Source organism: Ruegeria sp. BA12 (assembly GCF_056539625.1).
The window spans coordinates 261,308-277,142 of sequence record NZ_JBQFVF010000001.1; the positions used below are offsets into that span (position 1 = coordinate 261,308).

21 protein-coding genes and 3 tRNA genes are annotated in these 15,835 nt (G+C 56.9%); 12 read left to right on the forward strand and 12 right to left on the reverse strand.

All coding sequences use genetic code 11. The annotated features are described in order from the left end of the window. Positions 1-40 precede the first annotated feature (40 nt). The 4 genes from ACR0B0_RS01290 to ACR0B0_RS01305 all read left to right on the forward strand — a co-directional run bounded on the left by ACR0B0_RS01290 (position 41) and on the right by ACR0B0_RS01305 (position 3,750). Positions 41-706 (forward strand): NnrU family protein, encoded by a 666-nt coding sequence (locus ACR0B0_RS01290; protein WP_480646101.1) that lies wholly within the window; start codon positions 41-43, stop codon positions 704-706. Between the two features lie 72 nt (positions 707-778). Beyond that, on the forward strand, positions 779-1,300 hold the full coding sequence (locus ACR0B0_RS01295) for a DUF2478 domain-containing protein (RefSeq protein ID WP_170374471.1): 522 nt from the start codon (positions 779-781) through the stop codon (positions 1,298-1,300). 87 nt (positions 1,301-1,387) lie between these two features. Then, a complete protein-coding gene (locus tag ACR0B0_RS01300; RefSeq protein ID WP_480646102.1) occupies positions 1,388-2,635 on the forward strand; it encodes a D-arabinono-1,4-lactone oxidase in 1,248 nt (415 codons plus the stop codon). Further along, positions 2,632-3,750, forward strand: coding sequence for an alanine racemase (locus ACR0B0_RS01305; RefSeq protein WP_480646104.1), 1,119 nt, complete (start codon positions 2,632-2,634; stop codon positions 3,748-3,750). Before ACR0B0_RS01300 ends, ACR0B0_RS01305 begins: the two co-directional genes overlap by 4 nt. A gap of 34 nt (positions 3,751-3,784) precedes the next feature. Here the strand turns inward: ACR0B0_RS01305 and ACR0B0_RS01310 are convergent. Beyond that, positions 3,785-3,868, reverse strand: a tRNA-Tyr gene (locus ACR0B0_RS01310). A gap of 116 nt (positions 3,869-3,984) precedes the next feature. Here ACR0B0_RS01310 and rlmB point away from each other — a divergent pair. From rlmB to ACR0B0_RS01330, 4 genes are all read left to right on the forward strand, one after another. Beyond that, a complete protein-coding gene (rlmB, locus tag ACR0B0_RS01315; RefSeq protein ID WP_170360322.1) occupies positions 3,985-4,758 on the forward strand; it encodes a 23S rRNA (guanosine(2251)-2'-O)-methyltransferase RlmB in 774 nt (257 codons plus the stop codon). Then, positions 4,739-5,053 carry a hypothetical protein gene (locus tag ACR0B0_RS01320; protein ID WP_174821525.1) on the forward strand — a complete coding sequence of 105 codons (315 nt, stop codon included), beginning with the start codon at positions 4,739-4,741 and terminating at the stop codon, positions 5,051-5,053. The genes rlmB and ACR0B0_RS01320 overlap by 20 nt, the downstream gene beginning before the upstream one ends. Before the next feature lie 106 nt (positions 5,054-5,159). Then, positions 5,160-5,612, forward strand: a complete 453-nt coding sequence (locus tag ACR0B0_RS01325) for a YHS domain-containing (seleno)protein (protein WP_170348009.1) — start codon at positions 5,160-5,162, stop codon at positions 5,610-5,612. Positions 5,613-5,810: 198 nt separating this feature from the next. Then, positions 5,811-6,281, forward strand: a complete 471-nt coding sequence (locus ACR0B0_RS01330) for a CoA-binding protein (RefSeq protein ID WP_480646106.1) — start codon at positions 5,811-5,813, stop codon at positions 6,279-6,281. Here ACR0B0_RS01330 and ACR0B0_RS01335 read toward each other — a convergent pair. The 4 genes from ACR0B0_RS01335 to ACR0B0_RS01350 all read right to left on the reverse strand — a co-directional run bounded on the left by ACR0B0_RS01335 (position 6,278) and on the right by ACR0B0_RS01350 (position 10,135). Beyond that, complete coding sequence (locus tag ACR0B0_RS01335) at positions 6,278-6,844, reverse strand: hypothetical protein (RefSeq protein ID WP_170348011.1); 567 nt, start codon at positions 6,842-6,844, stop codon at positions 6,278-6,280. The two genes, ACR0B0_RS01330 and ACR0B0_RS01335, sit on opposite strands and share 4 nt — an antisense overlap. Positions 6,845-6,917: 73 nt before the next feature. Further along, the gene (locus ACR0B0_RS01340; RefSeq protein WP_170348012.1) at positions 6,918-7,235 is read right to left on the reverse strand and encodes a phosphoribosyl-ATP diphosphatase; all 318 of its coding nucleotides are present in this window, start codon (positions 7,233-7,235) and stop codon (positions 6,918-6,920) included. Further along, a complete protein-coding gene (hisF, locus tag ACR0B0_RS01345) occupies positions 7,232-7,993 on the reverse strand; it encodes an imidazole glycerol phosphate synthase subunit HisF (RefSeq protein ID WP_170348013.1) in 762 nt (253 codons plus the stop codon). Before hisF ends, ACR0B0_RS01340 begins: the two co-directional genes overlap by 4 nt. A gap of 99 nt (positions 7,994-8,092) precedes the next feature. After that, positions 8,093-10,135 carry a fused MFS/spermidine synthase gene (locus tag ACR0B0_RS01350; protein ID WP_480646108.1) on the reverse strand — a complete coding sequence of 681 codons (2,043 nt, stop codon included), beginning with the start codon at positions 10,133-10,135 and terminating at the stop codon, positions 8,093-8,095. A 416-nt stretch (positions 10,136-10,551) separates the two neighbouring features. Here ACR0B0_RS01350 and ACR0B0_RS01355 point away from each other — a divergent pair, with 416 nt between their 5' ends. Then, positions 10,552-10,998, forward strand: coding sequence for a DUF302 domain-containing protein (locus tag ACR0B0_RS01355; protein ID WP_480635961.1), 447 nt, complete (start codon positions 10,552-10,554; stop codon positions 10,996-10,998). A gap of 49 nt (positions 10,999-11,047) precedes the next feature. Here the strand turns inward: ACR0B0_RS01355 and hisA are convergent, their stop codons facing one another. Then, the gene (hisA, locus tag ACR0B0_RS01360; RefSeq protein ID WP_480646110.1) at positions 11,048-11,770 is read right to left on the reverse strand and encodes a 1-(5-phosphoribosyl)-5-[(5-phosphoribosylamino)methylideneamino]imidazole-4-carboxamide isomerase; all 723 of its coding nucleotides are present in this window, start codon (positions 11,768-11,770) and stop codon (positions 11,048-11,050) included. A gap of 134 nt (positions 11,771-11,904) precedes the next feature. Here hisA and ACR0B0_RS01365 point away from each other — a divergent pair, with 134 nt between their 5' ends. Next, on the forward strand, positions 11,905-12,306 hold the full coding sequence (locus ACR0B0_RS01365; RefSeq protein ID WP_480635965.1) for a DUF2147 domain-containing protein: 402 nt from the start codon (positions 11,905-11,907) through the stop codon (positions 12,304-12,306). Positions 12,307-12,310: 4 nt separating this feature from the next. On the opposite strand, the gene hisH is transcribed toward ACR0B0_RS01365, so the two are convergent. Both hisH and hisB read right to left on the reverse strand, forming a co-directional pair. Next, positions 12,311-12,949: an imidazole glycerol phosphate synthase subunit HisH gene (gene hisH / locus ACR0B0_RS01370; RefSeq protein ID WP_480635967.1), complete on the reverse strand. Its 639-nt coding sequence runs from the start codon at positions 12,947-12,949 to the stop codon at positions 12,311-12,313. Further along, the gene (gene hisB, locus ACR0B0_RS01375; RefSeq protein WP_170348018.1) at positions 12,950-13,537 is read right to left on the reverse strand and encodes an imidazoleglycerol-phosphate dehydratase HisB; all 588 of its coding nucleotides are present in this window, start codon (positions 13,535-13,537) and stop codon (positions 12,950-12,952) included. It lies immediately after the preceding gene. A gap of 154 nt (positions 13,538-13,691) precedes the next feature. Here hisB and ACR0B0_RS01380 point away from each other — a divergent pair, with 154 nt between their 5' ends. Beyond that, complete coding sequence (locus tag ACR0B0_RS01380; RefSeq protein ID WP_058280212.1) at positions 13,692-13,931, forward strand: Lrp/AsnC ligand binding domain-containing protein; 240 nt, start codon at positions 13,692-13,694, stop codon at positions 13,929-13,931. Here ACR0B0_RS01380 and ACR0B0_RS01385 read toward each other — a convergent pair. From ACR0B0_RS01385 to ACR0B0_RS01395, 3 genes are all read right to left on the reverse strand, one after another. Next, complete coding sequence (locus ACR0B0_RS01385; RefSeq protein ID WP_170348020.1) at positions 13,928-14,794, reverse strand: GNAT family N-acetyltransferase; 867 nt, start codon at positions 14,792-14,794, stop codon at positions 13,928-13,930. The genes ACR0B0_RS01380 and ACR0B0_RS01385 overlap by 4 nt on opposite strands. An 85-nt stretch (positions 14,795-14,879) precedes the next feature. Beyond that, positions 14,880-14,954: transfer RNA gene (locus tag ACR0B0_RS01390), tRNA-Gly, on the reverse strand. Positions 14,955-14,988: 34 nt separating this feature from the next. Continuing rightward, positions 14,989-15,063 (reverse strand) — tRNA-Gly (locus ACR0B0_RS01395). Between the two features lie 148 nt (positions 15,064-15,211). On the opposite strand from ACR0B0_RS01395, the gene ACR0B0_RS01400 reads away from it, so the two are divergent. Beyond that, positions 15,212-15,364, forward strand: a complete 153-nt coding sequence (locus tag ACR0B0_RS01400) for a hypothetical protein (protein ID WP_170348021.1) — start codon at positions 15,212-15,214, stop codon at positions 15,362-15,364. A gap of 16 nt (positions 15,365-15,380) precedes the next feature. On the opposite strand, the gene ACR0B0_RS01405 is transcribed toward ACR0B0_RS01400, so the two are convergent. Continuing rightward, a complete protein-coding gene (locus tag ACR0B0_RS01405) occupies positions 15,381-15,764 on the reverse strand; it encodes an MAPEG family protein (protein ID WP_170348022.1) in 384 nt (127 codons plus the stop codon). Between the last annotated feature and the right edge of the window lie 71 nt (positions 15,765-15,835).

Sequence of the window (15,835 nt, forward strand, 5' to 3'; positions counted from 1 at the left end):
TCACGGACCTAAATTAGGGCCAACATTGACGGAGAATACCATGCTGGGTTGGGCCCTTTTCCTTGCCGCACTGATCACCTTTCTGCTGACCCACGCCATCCCCGCCCGACCCGTCGTGCGCGGGCGGTTGATCGACGTGATGGGACGCAGGGGGTATTTTATGGCCTATTCCGCGTTGTCCCTGCTAGTTTTGGGCTGGCTGATCGTCGCCGCAGCGCAAGCGCCCTATGTTGAAGTAATTCCACCGCTTCCCATCCTACGTTGGGTGCCGCTGTTGACCATGCCTGTGGTGTGCTGGTTGGCGGTGGCAGGTTTGACAATCCAAAATCCGTTTTCTTTTGGCGGCCTGGGTCACCGTCGGTTCGACCCCGAAAACCCCGGTATCCTGCGCGCCACGCGTCACCCGCTTCTTGCTGCCATGATGCTGTGGGCCTTGGCGCATCTTCTGGCGAATGGCAGCCTGTCGCATGTCATCTTATTTGGTCTTTTTGCAGGTTTTGCGGCGTGGGGCATGGCGCTGATCGATCAGCGCAAGGCGCGCGATATGGGGATCGAATGGGTACGCCTATCCCGCAATACGGCGCGGTTTTCCCTGCGCGCGCCGCAACCCTGGCCTGGCTTGGGGATCGCGCTGATTTCCTTGGCCGCATTTGTGGTTCTGCTTCACCTGCACGCGCCTGTGATCGGCCTTTCGCCCCTGCCATAACGCAAGGAGTGGCCGGACCGGGTCATGCGTGCTATCTGGAAAGTCACACTTTAGGACTATGAGGGTCTTTCAATGTATCTGGCCTATGTTACCACCACCGATCGCGGCGCGACCGACCGCCTGCTGAGCGCCGTTGCCGAACATCTTCTGGCCAACGATGCCCGTCTGGTCGGCGTGGTTCAAACTAACACCGAATGCGCCGACAGCAGCAAATGCGACATGGATGTCCGTGTGCTGCCAGATGGCGAGACCATCCGCATCTCGCAATCTCTGGGCGAGCATTCGCGCGGTTGTCGGCTGGACCCGGCTGCGTTGGAGCGGGCTGTGGGGTATGTCACCAACTCGCTTGAGGATGCGCCGCAGTTGCTGATCATCAACAAGTTCGGCAAGCATGAGGCTGACGGGCGCGGTTTTCGCCCGGTGATCGCCGAAGCGTTGACACTGGATATCCCCGTGCTGGTCGGCGTGAACGGTTTGAACAAGGAAAAGTTTCAAGAGTTCACCGGCGGCGCGGCCGAGCAGTTGGAGCCGAACCTCGAAGCCATCTCTGCTTGGTTCGACCGGGTCAACGCGCAACGCGCGGCTGCGGCCTGAGTTAACCTCTCGTTGGGTAAACCTCTGTAATCCTGACTTGTTTCGTTCCACCTGTGCTGCAATCTTCGATTTCGGAGGAGATTGCACATGTGGACCAACTGGGCCGGAAACCAGCGTACGCAGACGCCGATCAAACGCCCAACCTCGATTTCCGAGTTGCAGCAAGCCGTGGCGCAGTCAGGCACGCTGCGGGTCGTTGGGGCCGGTCATTCGTTCACACCCATTGTTGCCGGTGGGGATCGGATACTGGACTTGTCGGATATCGACTTGCCAGTGGTCGGAGAAGTCGGGGAAGACAAGGTTTGGGTGAACGCAAATGCCCGGCTGCGCGACTTGTCTCCGGCCTTGGCGGGGCAGGGGATGGCTTTTCGCAATCTCGGTGACATCAACACACAGTCTTTGGCCGGTGCAGTATCAACCGCCACACACGGCACCGGACGCTCGCTGCCCTGTCTGGCAGCGGAAATCACCGCCGCAAAACTGGTCAGCGCGGGTGGGGATATTCTGACAACCGACGACCTTCCGCTTGAGATGGCGCAAGTCACTTTGGGCATGTTGGGCATTTTGACCGAGGCCCAAATCTCGGTCGTGCCGAAATACAACCTGCGCCGAAGGGTACGATTGGCTGATCTGCAGGACTGCATCGCCAACATGCACCAGAACTGGGCACAGAACCGAAATTTCGAGTTCTTCTATATCCCTTTCACCGGTAAGGCCGTCGAGCTGCGCCATGAAATTTCAGACGCAGCCGAAAGCAGGGCACCACGTAATCTGGACATGATTGCCGTCAAAGTGCTGAAGCTGGCGCGCAATGTTGGTCGGCTCAGCAGTGGGCTACGCAATTTGCTGTTGCGACTACTGACCATGGCGCAATCGGACGAAGATTATGTGGGCGAAAGCTGGCGGGTACTGTGCAGTGACAGGCATATTCGGTTCAAGGAAATGGAATACCACCTGCCGCCTGACGTCGCCCAAGATGTTCTGCAAGAGGTCATTACCCGGCTGCATCGCGACCACAAGGATATCTATTTTCCAATTGAAGTCCGCCAAACTGCGGGCGACTCGGCCTGCCTATCCCCATTTCAGGGCGGGCCGCGCATTTCAATCGCAATCCACACCGATGCGGACGAGGATCACCAGCGATACTTTGACGCCATTGAGTCACTATTTGTCGAAGCTGGAGGAAGACCGCATTGGGGCAAAATGCACAGCTTGGGCTTCACAGAACTATCCACCATGTATCCTGATTTCGACCGTTTTTGCGCGCTGCGGGAACAATTGGACCCGTCGGGCAAGTTTCTCATGCCCGCGCTTGCCAGGCTGTTTCGACCATGACGAACTATCTGCAATCCCTCTCTGAAACGCTGCGTGCGTATGGCGTGGACAAGCCGGTCGCGGTGGTTGATCTGGACAGGCTCGATGCAAATTGTGCCTTGGCGGTGGACAGGTCGGATGATGGGTTGGACCGTCGATTGGTCGCCAAATCCCTGCCTTGTTTGCCGCTGCTGGATCATGTTCGGGGCCTGATTCAGACCTCGGGCCTGATGACGTTTTCCGAGCCCATGCTGCTGGCGCTTTTGAAGGCCGAGCCGAAAGCCGACCATTTGATCGGCAAACCGTTGCCGGTCCGGTCAGCTGCGCGGGTTCTGAGCGAATGTCCAGACGCTGCTGCGCGGGTTCAATGGCTGATCGACTCGTCGGAACGGTTGCAATCCTATCTGGCCCTTGCAGCGGATCGTCAGCTAGCCCTGCGCCTGTCGCTTGAGGTTGATATCGGCCTGCATCGCGGTGGCTTTCAACCAGATCAAGTTGCGCGCATTGCGCAAGAAATTGAGACAAACCCTAATGCGCGGTTGTCCGGTGTTATGGGGTACGAGGCGCATCTGGCCAAACTGCCGCATTTCTTGCGCAAACGTGCCATTCGGGCCAGCGCGGATGCGTTCGATCACGCCGTTTCCAACCTGCCGAATGAGGCCAAAGGGCTGTGCCTCAACACGGGTGGCAGTCTGACTTTTCAGTCCTACCACACAACAGGTAAGACCACCGAGATCGCTTTTGGGTCGGTCCTCGTGAAACCCACAGATTTCGACCACAAAACGACACAGGGATTTCAACCCGCAGCGTTCATCGCGACTCCGGTTTTGAAAACCATGCCCGGTAATTCGCTGCCGGGATTGGATTTTCTGGCCCGGCGCAAAACCGATCTTGCGATTTTCGGGGGGTATTTCCGCGCTAAACCGGTATTTCCCAACGGCTTTGGCTATTCCTCCATTTTCGGACGTTCAACCAATCAGGAGGTCTGGACAGGCCCACCAGATGCGCCCGTCAAACCCGGCGACATCGCCCTGCTACACCCAAGCCAGAGCGAAGCTGTGCTGAACCAGTTCGGGATCGTATTGGCGGTTAGGGGTGGTCAGGTGGTAGACGAATGGGAATGCCTGCCGAATTAACGGCCCCTTGCACTTTGTCACCATCAGAAGAAGATGGTGGGCGACCCTGGAATCGAACCAGGCGTGCGTCTCCGCGAGGGAGTTACAGTCCCCTGCCACACCTTGCGGCCTGTCGCCCACTGTCAGGCGTTGCACCTGACGTGGAGGCGTGATTACTAGCGCCTTAAAGGAGCGTCAACAGGAAAATACCGCTTTGACGCAGGAAACCGACTTCCCGGCTCGGAGGCCCAAGAAATGAAGAAACCCAAGTGGGTCGTTGAGAAAGAACAAGCCCGTAAAGCGGCTGCGTCCGAAACTGTCTGGCTGTTTGGCCTTCACGCTGTACGCGATGCGTTGATGAATCCGAAGCGGCAAAAACTGCGTTTGATCGTGACGCGAAATGCGCAGGACAAGCTGACAGAGGCCATTGATTTTGCAGAGATTGAGGCCGAAATGGTCGATCCGCGCAAATTCACCGCGCCGATTGATCCGGGGTCTGTCCATCAAGGCGCAGCGCTTGAGGTTAAACCGCTGGATTGGGGTGGGCTGGCCGAGAATTGCATCGGGCGCGAGCATCCTCGCGTGATTCTGCTGGACCGGGTGACCGACCCGCATAACGTCGGGGCGATTCTGCGCTCAGCCGAGGTTTTGGGGGCCAGTGCGGTGATCGGCACGCGGCACCATTCGGCGCCGGAAACCGGGGCGCTGGCCAAAACCGCTAGCGGCGCGTTGGAACGTCAGCCGTATTTGCGGGTTCGCAATCTGGCCGACGCCATCGTCGAGCTTCAGAACATGGGATTTCTGGTTCTTGGTCTGGATGGTGAGGCCGAAGAAACCATCGAGACAGCGTTGGGCGGCAAACTTGATCAGCCGGTTGCGTTGGTATTGGGGGCCGAGGGGCCGGGCTTGCGGCAAAAAACCAAAGAAACAGTTGATCAACTGGTGAAAATCGACGCAGCGGGCGGGTTTGGGTCACTTAACGTCTCAAATGCTGCCGCAATTGCCCTATATGCCTCAAGGCACAGATAGACAGGAGAGTGCCATTCCCAGCCCGTCCAAAATCGCCACCTGTTGTTATTGCGGGACCCGCGCTGCGCTGGTTCTGAAAGGTCAGGACCGTCATGAGCTGAGCTGTTCCAGCTGCGGGGCGCCATTGCATAACCTCAAGATGATGCCCAAGCGTAAATTGTCCGAAAGCCAATCAAGGCGTGGTGCGGCAAAGCCGACTGCAAGCCACAAGAAAAAGAAGCAGAAAAAGAAAAAGAGTGTCTTCTCACACGTGTTGGATGAGGCATGGGATGTCATCGAAGACATCTTTGATTGATGTGGCGCCTGGGCGACACAGGTGATCACAAGCCCGTTAAGTGGGGTGTCACTTGGTCATAAAACTTGCATCTTGAGACCCTGATGACCTTGTTCCGATTTCTGTGATGTTGACCCGACGTTTTCTTCTGGGCGCGATTGTCGCCGCTTTGATCACTCCTGCCGCAACAGCGCAGGAGATACCTGTCTTCTACGTGACCGATGGCACCGCGATGTCCGGGTATGACGTGGTGTCGTATTTCAATGGCGATGCTCCGGTTCATGGTCAGCCGAAATACGCCGTCGTCTGGAAAGGGGCCCAATGGCACTTTGCAACCGCTGAGAACCGTGACGCGTTTGAACGTGATCCACGTGCCTTTGCCCCTCAATTCGGTGGATATTGCGCCTATGCCATGGCGCATGGATCGCTTGTTAGCACCGATCCCAAGGCATGGCAGGTCGTGGACGGTCGGCTGTATCTGACCCACTCACCCGAAATCGAAGCGATGTGGCGTGAAGCCAGGACGGAATATATCCGTATGGCCGAGGCGCATTGGCCTGTAATTCTTTACGAGCAATAGGCGGGTTTTCGCTTTTCGTGATCTGTCATCACAAAAATGCGCATCCCCTCTTTTTTTCTCTCAATTTATGCCTAAATGTCACAGTGACCGCGGAACGGAACTGCCGCGGGTCATTTCACTGTCCCTCGTTCCAACAACTGGCGCTCAGGTTCAACCTGGGCGCTTTTTTCTTTGTTAAGGACGGCATAGGGTGCGCAGATGGCCGACTATTCCGATAAGCACCTGAAAGAGATTCTTCAGCGCACCAAAGTTGTCGCTGTTGTGGGTGTGTCAATGAACTCAGTACGCCCCAGTTATTATGTGGCACGATATCTTTCCTTGAAGGGCTTTACGGTCATTCCGGTCAACCCGGGCCACGCAGGCAAAGAGCTGTTTGGTCAGACCGTCAGGGCATCGTTGTCCGAGATTTATGAACCCGTAGATATGGTCGATATCTTCCGCCGCTCCGAATCCGTGCCGCCGATTGTGGATGAGGCATTGGACGCATTCCCGAACCTGCGCACCATTTGGATGCAGATCAGTGTCGAAAACGCTGATGCTGCCGCCAAGGCAAAGGCGCGCGGGGTGGATGTGGTGATGAACCGTTGCCCCAAGATCGAATATCAGCGCCTGTTTGGTGAGTTGCGCATGGGCGGATTTACCACTGGTGTCATCTCGTCCAAAATCTAGCCGCCGGTATAGGGCAAGAGATCGCCGTATTGTTCCACGCGGCGCTTCTCCAAAACGACGTCGCGTGGCACCCATTCGTATTTTGTGTCTTCGATCAGCGGCGACCAAAACAGCACTCCGCCATAGCGCCACGGATCCAACACCACACCATCATACATCGTTTCCCCTCTGCGGCTGATGATGGCCGTGCTGTGATCGATTCTGAACGGGTTGTCGGCGTTGGCGATGGCGCGGTGCAGGTCAAGCGTCTGGAAGTTTTCCTGCTTCAGGCGGCGCTCGATATCTTCGGCCCAGTGCCAGCACAGCCCGCGCGGGCGCAGACCCTTGTTGACCTTGGCGTTGTGGATCAACGGGGGGTCGGTGATTTCGTATTCCTGCACCAATTGCGCCGTATAGGAATAGGCAATGCGCGCGGCGCGGTCAGCCTCCTCTGGGTCGATATCGGGGCCTAGGCTGCGTATTTCGCTGGCCAGCCGTTGAACTTCATCTCCGGTCGAAGGGGGAGGGGACGCGCATGCCCCCAGCGTTAGAAGGGCCAGCACCAAGGCCAAAGCTTTGATCATCTGCGTGCCCTTCGATCTGCAAAGCATGAAACACGATGATAAAGGGTTGAGCGGTATGACGAAACCCTGCCGATTACCCCTTGGGGCGCGCGGATTTTTCGGCGATGCCGCTGGTGCCCTGACGACGTTCCAATTCCGCCAGCACATCATCCAGTGCCACATCCCGCGCAGCCAGCATGACAAGCAGATGATAGAGCACATCCGCCGCCTCTGCCGTAAGCGCGGCCTTGTTGTCCTTGACGGCCTCGATAATGGCTTCGACGGCCTCTTCGCCGAATTTTTCGGCGCATTTCTCGGGCCCTTTTGCCAGTAGCTTGGCGGTCCAACTGGAGTCAGGATCAGCGTTTTTGCGGGCCTCAATTGTGGCGGCCAGATCGTGTAGAATACTCATGTCAGCCTCATCGGGATACCTGCGGCGGTCATGTGTTCCTTGGCTTCGCGGATGGTGTATTCGCCGAAATGAAAGATCGAGGCGGCAAGAACCGCGCTTGCCCCGCCCTCAGTGACGCCTTCGACCAGGTGGTCAAGGTTGCCAACCCCGCCCGAAGCGATCACTGGTACATACACTGCGTCGGAAATCGCGCGGGTCAGGGGCAGATTGAACCCGGCTTTGGTGCCGTCGCGGTCCATTGACGTCAGCAGGATTTCCCCAGCACCTTTGGCGACGACGGTTTTGGCGAATTCCACCGCGTCAATGCCGGTGGGTTTGCGGCCGCCGTGGGTGAAAATCTCCCACTTGCCGGGGCTGACGGTCTTCGCGTCGATGGCACAAACAATGCACTGGCTGCCGAACTGATCAGCCGATTCCGCAATCACATCGGGGTTTGCCACGGCGGCCGAGTTGAAACTGACCTTGTCCGCACCAGCCAGCAACAGAGCGCGCACGTCATCTTTAGTACGCACGCCGCCACCCACGGTGAGGGGCACAAAGCACTGCTCGGCGGTGCGTTGTACCACGTCAAACATTGTACCGCGGTTTTCATGGGTGGCGTGGATGTCCAGAAAGCAGATCTCATCTGCGCCGGCGGCGTCGTAGGCCTTGGCCGATTCAACCGGGTCACCGGCATCACGCAGACCAACGAAATTCACGCCCTTGACCACACGGCCATCAGCGACATCCAGACAGGGAATGATGCGGGTTTTCAGCATGTCGGCATCCTTTGTTGCCGCACCTCTACCTACAAAGCCCCGCCGATGCCAGTGCTGAACAGCCTGACTGTGGCGGGGCACAGGTTGCGTTATTTGCAATCAGTTTGTGTGCAGTATCTTGAGGGCCGACAGAAGGTTCGCCTTGTCATCCGTCCACGGAACCTGACCGTCGGTGACCAAAGGCTCCCACTTGCCGGTATCGATGAACGATTCGATGCGATTTTTGTCTCGGCTCAGGATGACGACATGCGTGTCAGACGCGCCGGTTTTTTCTTCTTCCTCGGTGGCATCGTCCATTTGAAGTGCCGCGTGCAGGTTCAGCGCTGCTGCGGCTCGCGCCAGTTGCGGTGAAAGATCGTAATACTGGTTCGAGATATGGAAGACCAACGTGCCATCCTGATCCAGATGGTTCAGATAGACCTCGATTGCCTCCTGCGTGATCAGGTGGAGCGGTATCGCGTCGGAACTGTAGGCGTCCAGCACCATGATATCAAAGTCGAACTTTTGATATTCCAGAACGATCCGGGCGTCGCCCAGATGGGTGGTCGTGTCCGGCGCACATGTGGACATATAGGTGAACAGTTCAGGGTCGCGTGCAATGCGATCAACGGTTTGGTCGATCTCAAAGAAATCCCACGTCTGATGCGGTTGCCCATAGCAAGCCAACGCACCGGTCCCAAGGCCGACAATTGCGATATTGTCCGAGTTCTGGCCGTATTCCGATGTCAGGATTTCGGCCATTGGCCCGTTCGGATGATAATACGAGGACCCAACCGGCCGCGTACCAGGCGGTGTTTGCCTTTGCCAGCCGTGTACGGTGGTTCCGTTCTTGTAGACCCGGAATTCTTTAAAATCATAGACGGCGTGGGTTCCGAAAAAGCTGCGATCGCGGAAATAGACCTGAGTCTTCGAGATCAAGTTCGGTGCCAAAACGATCAGCAAAACTGTCGCCAATCGGGTCGGGGCATTTCTAAAGGCCAGTAGCACTGCGGCAACAAGTGAGGACGCCACCAAGATACCAAGTGTGCGAGAGTCGAACACGAGGCTGAAGCGCAGTGCGCCTGTCACGAACAACAGCGGAATCGACGCAATGATTCCCATGGCAACGTGACGGATACTGAAAGTACCTGCGTGCAGCAGAAACAGTCCACCGGTCGTAATGAGTGTCAGGGCGAATTCGATCTCGCGGTCAAAGAAGACCGGCGCAATGATCGAGTTGAACAGGCCTCCACAAGCCCCTCCAACCGAAAGCGCCAGATAGAAGACGGTCAGATGCTCGGCTGGTGGCCGAAGTTCATACAGAAGCCTATGCGCAAACAGGGCTACCAGAAAGAGGATCGGAACATACAGCATCATCAACGCCAAGGCCTTGTGCGTCGGTGCAACCTTGGACAGCAGGACCACGGCGATTGCCAGCGCGATCAAAACCGGAACTTTCAGACTATCCAGGGTGACGCGACGCCATTTGGTAAAAGCGAGAATGAAGGTCAGGATATATGTCGCCAGTGGCAGAACCCAGATTAGCGGGATGGCACCAAGATCGATGCTGAGCTTGGTTGTTGTGGCCAGCATCAGGGATGACGGAATGAATGCAATGAACACCCAAGTGGAAATTGTCTTGATGCTCAGGGCGCTGCCTGTCGTTTGCGGTTCATGTACGGCGACAGGTTCGGTTCCACCCCGAAGGGCAAACACACCACTGACGGCCATAAGAATACCAAACACGACAAATCCGACGGACCAGAACAGGCTGATGTCTTGCGCACCAAAGAATGGATCGGCCATCAGTGGGAACGCCAACAGGGCCAGCAGCGATCCAACATTGCTGGCTGCGTACAGAAAATATGGATCGTTGGCTGATGGACCGCCAGAGCGCGAATACCAGGCCTGAAGAAGCGGTGCATTTGCGGACAGCACTGCAAATGGAACACCGACCCCTGCCGCAAACAGAATCAGCGTTTGAAGGGCAATAGATTGCGAAGAATCGAATCTCCAGCCTTCTTGCGTGGCCAAGGGCAAAAAGCTGAGGGCGATCAGCCAAAGGGCCAGATGTGTAACAAGTTGCCAACGCAGGCTAAACCACCGGGTCAGGATGTGGGCGTACAGATATCCCATAATCAACATAAGTTGGAAAAACAGCATAGCTGTTGTCCAAACCGCCGGAGCACCGCCGATTTTGGGCAAGACGAGTTTTGCGAAAAGCGGTTGAACAAAAAACAGAAGGCTGGCGCTGACAAAAATTGTCGCGCAAAAACTGATGACCGGAGCATAATAGCGCCAATTTTCAGTCGGTTGAGATACGTTTGAAACGGACACAATGAAACTCCGGCATTAGATTGCGGTTCAGCCCTAGCGACGGAATAAGACTATTTTGCGGCTGATATGTGCAAACTCTTACCGGAAACGTGGAATTGTTCACGATTTGTCATCGGTCGCGGCGGGCCCATTGAAACCCATTTAATTCGCTACCGGCAAAGCCTCGCCGATGCCGGAGATGTGATTGCCACCCGGTTCAAAACTGTGAACACTGCGCCCAAATTCATTAGGAGATCAATGAGATGCGTAAACTTTTTTTGACAGCCGCTTTTGTATTTGGGGGGACCGTCGCAGCGATGGCAGACGATATCATCAAGGTAAACACAGCTAAATCCGTGCCCGAGGTAATGGATGCACTTGAAGCCGCCGTTGGCAATGCAGGCGCGACCGTATTTGCGCGCGTCGATCACGCGGCTGGTGCGGAAAAGGTCGGGCTGAGTATCCCAGCCAATCAGGTGCTGATCTTCGGCAACCCGGCGCTGGGAACGCCCGCGATGCAGATCGACCCGCGGGCGGGATTGTTCCTGCCACTGAAAGTTCAAGCCTATGAGGATGAAAACGGTCAGGTTTGGCTGGCTTATGAAGACCCGAAAGAGACCATGGATGAGCTTGACGCCGTCGAGAATTCTCCGGTCATCGAAAAGATGCGCGGTGCGTTGGCCAAACTGACTTCGGTCGCGGCTCAATAACATCAGGAATGCGCCAGCTGCACTTCTTGCTGGCGCATTTGGGCCCGCTCTAGTTGCTCAGGGTGGCCAGGGCCTCTTTCAGATCGAGGGCTCCGTCATAGAGCGCCCGACCAGAAATCGCCCCGTTCAATTCGACTCCGCAATCGCGCAGGGCGATGAGATCATCCAGCGAACTGACACCTCCCGAGGCAATGACCGGGATTGAGACGGCGCGGGCCAGATCGGCGGTTGCTTCAATATTCGGGCCCTGCATCGCGCCATCGCGGTTGATGTCTGTGTAGATGATGGCTGCGACGCCTGCATCCTCGAAACTGCGGGCCAGATCGGTGACCTGAACGTCGGTCTCTTCGGCCCAACCCTTGGTGGCGACAATACCGTTCCGCGCGTCAATGCCCACAGCGACCTTGCCGGGGAATGCCTTTGCTGCTTCACGCACCAGATCGGGGTTTTCCACTGCAACCGTACCCAGAATTACGCGAGCGAGGCCCTTTTCGATCCAGGTTTCGATTGTGGCCATGTCGCGAATGCCGCCACCCAACTGCGCGGGCACGTTGCAGGCTTTCAGAATGGCCTCGACCGGCGCGGCATTGACTGGCTCACCCGCAAAAGCGCCGTTCAGATCGACAAGATGCAGCCACTCGCACCCGGCCTCGACAAAGGCGCGGGCTTGCGCGGCCGGATCGTCGTTGAACACGGTGGCCTTGTCCATTTCACCGCGCAGCAGGCGCACGGCCTGGCCGTCTTTGAGGTCGATGGCGGGGTAGAGGATCATGTCGGGCGGCCCTATATCTTGGTCAGTCGCGCGGGATATCGCACAGTCAGGGCAGGGGATGCAACGCGACGCAAAGTCATTCTTGCCCGAAGCCGGTCACCGGGCCAGAGTGATCGCAACACAGGGAGAGCATTATGAAGAAATTTCTACTTGCAGCAGGTTTAGCCACCATGGCGACCACCGCCTTTGCGGCTGACCCGGTTGATGGGCTGTGGAAGACCCAGCCGGGGGATACGGGCGGCTATCTGCATGTAACCATTGCGGAATGTGGCAGTGCGATTTGCGGCACAATTGACAGCGCCTTCGACGGTGATGGCAACCAGCAGTTGGAATATGAAAACCTGGGCAAACAGATCATCTGGGATATGGTGCCCGAGGGGGATGGTCAGTACGACAGCGGAAAAATCTGGGCGCCAGACCGCGACAAGACCTACAACTCGAAAATGACACTGGACAGTCAGAATGAGCTGACTGTCAAAGGCTGTGTTGCTGGTGGTCTGGTCTGCCGTGGGCAGACCTGGACGCGGGTTCAGTAACCGTTCAGGGCATCCAGGTCAGGAAGTTTCCGATCATGCGTAGGCCCACGTCCTGGCTTTTCTCGGGGTGGAACTGCATGCCAACCATTGTGTCGCGGCCAATCACGGCCGTGACCTCTTGGCCATAGTCCACAAAAGCCAACCGCTCTGCCGGGTCTGTTACCCGAAAATGGTAGGAGTGGACGAAATAGACATGATCACCTGTTTTGACGCCACTGAACACTGGGTGATCGCTTTCCAGCACCAGATCGTTCCAACCCATATGGGGCACCTTCAGCGCATCGTCCGAGGGTTCGATCCGCAGCACATCACCGGCCACCCAATCCAGGCCGTCGGTCTCGGTGTATTCATGACCTTTTGAGGCCATCAGCTGCATCCCGACGCAGATGCCAAGAAACGGGCGGCCTTTTTGTTCCACCGCCTCGACCATCGCGTCATAGATGCCCTTGTGGCCGCGCAGTTCAGACGCGCAGGCTGGAAAGGCGCCGTCACCGGGCAGAACCAGACGGTCGGCCCGCGCCACAACATCCGCGTCCGAGGTCACTACGACCTGACCGGCATCCATTTCGCGCGCCATGCGCTGAAACGCCTTTTCGGCCGAGTGCAGGTTGCCGCTTTCGTAGTCGATAATGGCCGTGAGCATTTACAGCGCGCCCTTTGTCGACGGAATCGCATCGGCCTTGCGCGGGTCAGTCTCAACCGCCAGACGCAGGGCGCGGGCGACGGCTTTGAACGCGGCCTCGGCAATGTGGTGGCTGTTGAAGCCGTGCAACTGGTCGATGTGCAACGTGATGCCGCCATGGGTGCTGAGCGCCTGAAAGAACTCGCGTACCAGTTCGGTGTCGAACGCGCCGATCTTGGGCGTCGGCAGGTCCACGTTCCAGATCAAGAACGGACGGCCCGACAGATCCAGCGCACACCGCACCTGGGCGTCATCCATGGGCAGGTGGCATTCGCCATAGCGGCGGATACCTTTCTTGTCGCCTAGGGCCTGGGTCAACGCCTGACCCAGCGCGATGCCGGTATCCTCGACCGTGTGGTGGTCGTCGATGTGATAATCACCCTTGGCGCGGATCGTCATGTCGATCAGCGAATGGCGCGCCAGCTGGTCCAGCATATGATCGAAGAAACCGACGCCGGTCTGGTTGTCATAGGTGCCGGTGCCGTCCAGATTGACCTCGACCGATATTTCGGTCTCGGCGGTTTGACGGCTGATCTTTGCGCTGCGCATGGGCGAATTCCTTTTGCTACAGGCGCGCTTATAGACGGGGATGGCCCGCCTTATCCAGACCAAGCGTGGCATTCACCGCAAACTGTTGCAGGGGATTGCGCCCGGTCGCGGCCCATGCCAGCCTGCAGGAAACTGAACCAACAAGGCACGGCCCATGTCCACTTGCGTTTTCATCCAGATTCGCTGCAAACCCGGCTCTACCTACAAGGTGGCCGAGGAAATCGCCCTGCGCGAAATCCATTCTGAGCTGTATTCGACCAGCGGTGAGTTTGACCTGCTGCTGAAGCTTTACATCCCCGAGACCGAAGATGTAGGCCATTTCATCAATGAAAACCTGCTGGTGATTCCCAACATCGAACGGTCGCTGACCACGATGACGTTCAAGGCGTTTTAACCAAGCTCAAAGGTCGTGACGCCAAAGATGCGGCTCAGATCGATGTCTGGTTCGTAGTCTGAATACATCCGGGCTGTTTCGAACACCTTGTCCAACCCAAGTTCATCGGCCAGCGCGAACGCTGATGGGTTGGGTTGAGGCATGTCCACGAAGACCTCATGCTCATTGTGATCCTCAGGGATTGCAGTCAGAATTGCGGCCAGCAAAGCCCTTGCGATGTCGGAGTTATCCGCAAACAGGGGGCCAACCTTATACCCAGTGAGGCAGGGGCGAAGTGTTGCGTACCCTCTGATTCTGCCGTTCTCGGTAAAGACTTTCGATACGTGGCTATAGGCACTCAGCCAGTCGCCCAGAAACAAGTCGCGTGGCGCGGGAAACAGTTCGCGATCATAGTCTTTCAAGGCGTCGGATGCTTGGGTCAGATCGGTGATTTGATCGTTCTGTCTGGTTCCCAGCTTAGCCAACATCCGACTTTTCGTGCCGGCAAAACGATAGTTGTTATAGGCAAAGGTAAAGCCGGACTTGCGGTAATTGTCCTGTTGCTCGACCACGCCATCCAGCCCCATATTGCGCCCGGTACAATGGGCCAACGCATGCTGAGCGATCTCAAGCCCGTGGCCATGGTGGCGAAACTCGGGTTTGACGATATAGAACCCCAGGAATGCGAAGGTTTCGTCGTAATTTACCGCTGATACCGACGCGATCATCTCGCCATTCAGAAACCCACCCAGAAACCCATCCGGGTCTGTCGTGCGAAAGCACTCGGCATCATGTTTGCCCGGATTCCACCCTTCGCGACCGGCCCAATCCACGGCGTGTTCGACTTCGGCGGCAGTAAGGGGGCGAATGACATAGTCCGACATTGGCGAATTCCGTGCATGATTGAAATCACGGCCAGAATGGTGCAACGCTTACGAAGAAACCAGTGTGTTTGAATGGGTTTGTATCTGGAGCGGGCGAGGCGATTCGAACGCCCGACCCTAACCTTGGCAAGGTTATGCTCTACCCCTGAGCTACGCCCGCATCAGATACATATGTTGGTCCGAAGACCTCTCAATGGAGCGGGCGAGGCGATTCGAACGCCCGACCCTAACCTTGGCAAGGTTATGCTCTACCCCTGAGCTACGCCCGCGCCGTTGAGTGAGGAGGGATGTATAAATTCCCACGCGGGCCTGCAAGCAGAAAAAGACAAAAAGGCGGAAAAATCTTTCGACGGAAACCCCGCCGCCGCACGTTCAAACCACAGAGCATTATAAAACAAGAGGGTTCGAGGAGAGGAAATGATACGGGTTGCAGATATGAAAATGGCACTGCTGGCTGCACTGATCGTGTTGACGGCCGTGTTCTGTGCGGAAGATGATGGCAAACTGGTCGAGGTTGAGCCGGTCCTAATGAAAGCACCACTGATTGAGACGCAGATATTGGCGGGATAAGCCCCCGCCAGCCGGATCAGAGCGCCAGCACGAGATTTGCAATTGCGGCCACCAGAATGGCCGTGAAGGTTAGCAGCATCCCGATCTGGCGCAGAATCACGATCTGCGGGCTGCGACCGAAGCCATAGGCATGCATCACCCGTCCAGTCAGCAGGGCCAGCCCCAGCAGATTCAGCAGCAGCCCACCCGCGCCTTGCAGCTCGACCATCGCGATCAACAGAAGGGCAAAGGGTGTGTATTCGACAAAGTTGGAATGCGTCCGCATCACTTTGAGCATGTCCTGATTGCCACCGTCCCCGTAGGAAATCTTGTCGCTGCGACGTTGGCTGATAACCTTGGCGCTTAAGACGACGTACAAAATCGCCAGCAGTGCGGCGTAGATTGGGGTGACGGACAGCATCTTGATCCTCCTCGGCGTAAAAAAGGCCGCCCGGTTCCCCGCGCGGCCCTTGTTAATTTAGAAAGCTAAAC

Excerpts from the sequence above, each read along its gene's own strand:
- ACR0B0_RS01290 (WP_480646101.1), top strand. The coding sequence starts at position 41 with ATGCTGGGTTGGGCCCTTTTCCTTGCCGCACTGATCACCTTTCTGCTG.
- ACR0B0_RS01295 (WP_170374471.1), top strand. The coding sequence starts at position 779 with ATGTATCTGGCCTATGTTACCACCACCGATCGCGGCGCGACCGACCGC.
- ACR0B0_RS01300 (WP_480646102.1), top strand. The coding sequence starts at position 1,388 with ATGTGGACCAACTGGGCCGGAAACCAGCGTACGCAGACGCCGATCAAA.
- ACR0B0_RS01305 (WP_480646104.1), top strand. The coding sequence starts at position 2,632 with ATGACGAACTATCTGCAATCCCTCTCTGAAACGCTGCGTGCGTATGGC.
- rlmB (WP_170360322.1), top strand. The coding sequence starts at position 3,985 with ATGAAGAAACCCAAGTGGGTCGTTGAGAAAGAACAAGCCCGTAAAGCG.
- ACR0B0_RS01320 (WP_174821525.1), top strand. The coding sequence starts at position 4,739 with ATGCCTCAAGGCACAGATAGACAGGAGAGTGCCATTCCCAGCCCGTCC.
- ACR0B0_RS01325 (WP_170348009.1), top strand. The coding sequence starts at position 5,160 with ATGTTGACCCGACGTTTTCTTCTGGGCGCGATTGTCGCCGCTTTGATC.
- ACR0B0_RS01330 (WP_480646106.1), top strand. The coding sequence starts at position 5,811 with ATGGCCGACTATTCCGATAAGCACCTGAAAGAGATTCTTCAGCGCACC.
- ACR0B0_RS01335 (WP_170348011.1), bottom strand. The coding sequence starts at position 6,844 with ATGATCAAAGCTTTGGCCTTGGTGCTGGCCCTTCTAACGCTGGGGGCA.
- ACR0B0_RS01340 (WP_170348012.1), bottom strand. The coding sequence starts at position 7,235 with ATGAGTATTCTACACGATCTGGCCGCCACAATTGAGGCCCGCAAAAAC.
- hisF (WP_170348013.1), bottom strand. The coding sequence starts at position 7,993 with ATGCTGAAAACCCGCATCATTCCCTGTCTGGATGTCGCTGATGGCCGT.
- ACR0B0_RS01350 (WP_480646108.1), bottom strand. The coding sequence starts at position 10,135 with ATGCTGTTTTTCCAACTTATGTTGATTATGGGATATCTGTACGCCCAC.
- ACR0B0_RS01355 (WP_480635961.1), top strand. The coding sequence starts at position 10,552 with ATGCGTAAACTTTTTTTGACAGCCGCTTTTGTATTTGGGGGGACCGTC.
- hisA (WP_480646110.1), bottom strand. The coding sequence starts at position 11,770 with ATGATCCTCTACCCCGCCATCGACCTCAAAGACGGCCAGGCCGTGCGC.
- ACR0B0_RS01365 (WP_480635965.1), top strand. The coding sequence starts at position 11,905 with ATGAAGAAATTTCTACTTGCAGCAGGTTTAGCCACCATGGCGACCACC.
- hisH (WP_480635967.1), bottom strand. The coding sequence starts at position 12,949 with ATGCTCACGGCCATTATCGACTACGAAAGCGGCAACCTGCACTCGGCC.
- hisB (WP_170348018.1), bottom strand. The coding sequence starts at position 13,537 with ATGCGCAGCGCAAAGATCAGCCGTCAAACCGCCGAGACCGAAATATCG.
- ACR0B0_RS01380 (WP_058280212.1), top strand. The coding sequence starts at position 13,692 with ATGTCCACTTGCGTTTTCATCCAGATTCGCTGCAAACCCGGCTCTACC.
- ACR0B0_RS01385 (WP_170348020.1), bottom strand. The coding sequence starts at position 14,794 with ATGTCGGACTATGTCATTCGCCCCCTTACTGCCGCCGAAGTCGAACAC.
- ACR0B0_RS01400 (WP_170348021.1), top strand. The coding sequence starts at position 15,212 with ATGATACGGGTTGCAGATATGAAAATGGCACTGCTGGCTGCACTGATC.
- ACR0B0_RS01405 (WP_170348022.1), bottom strand. The coding sequence starts at position 15,764 with ATGCTGTCCGTCACCCCAATCTACGCCGCACTGCTGGCGATTTTGTAC.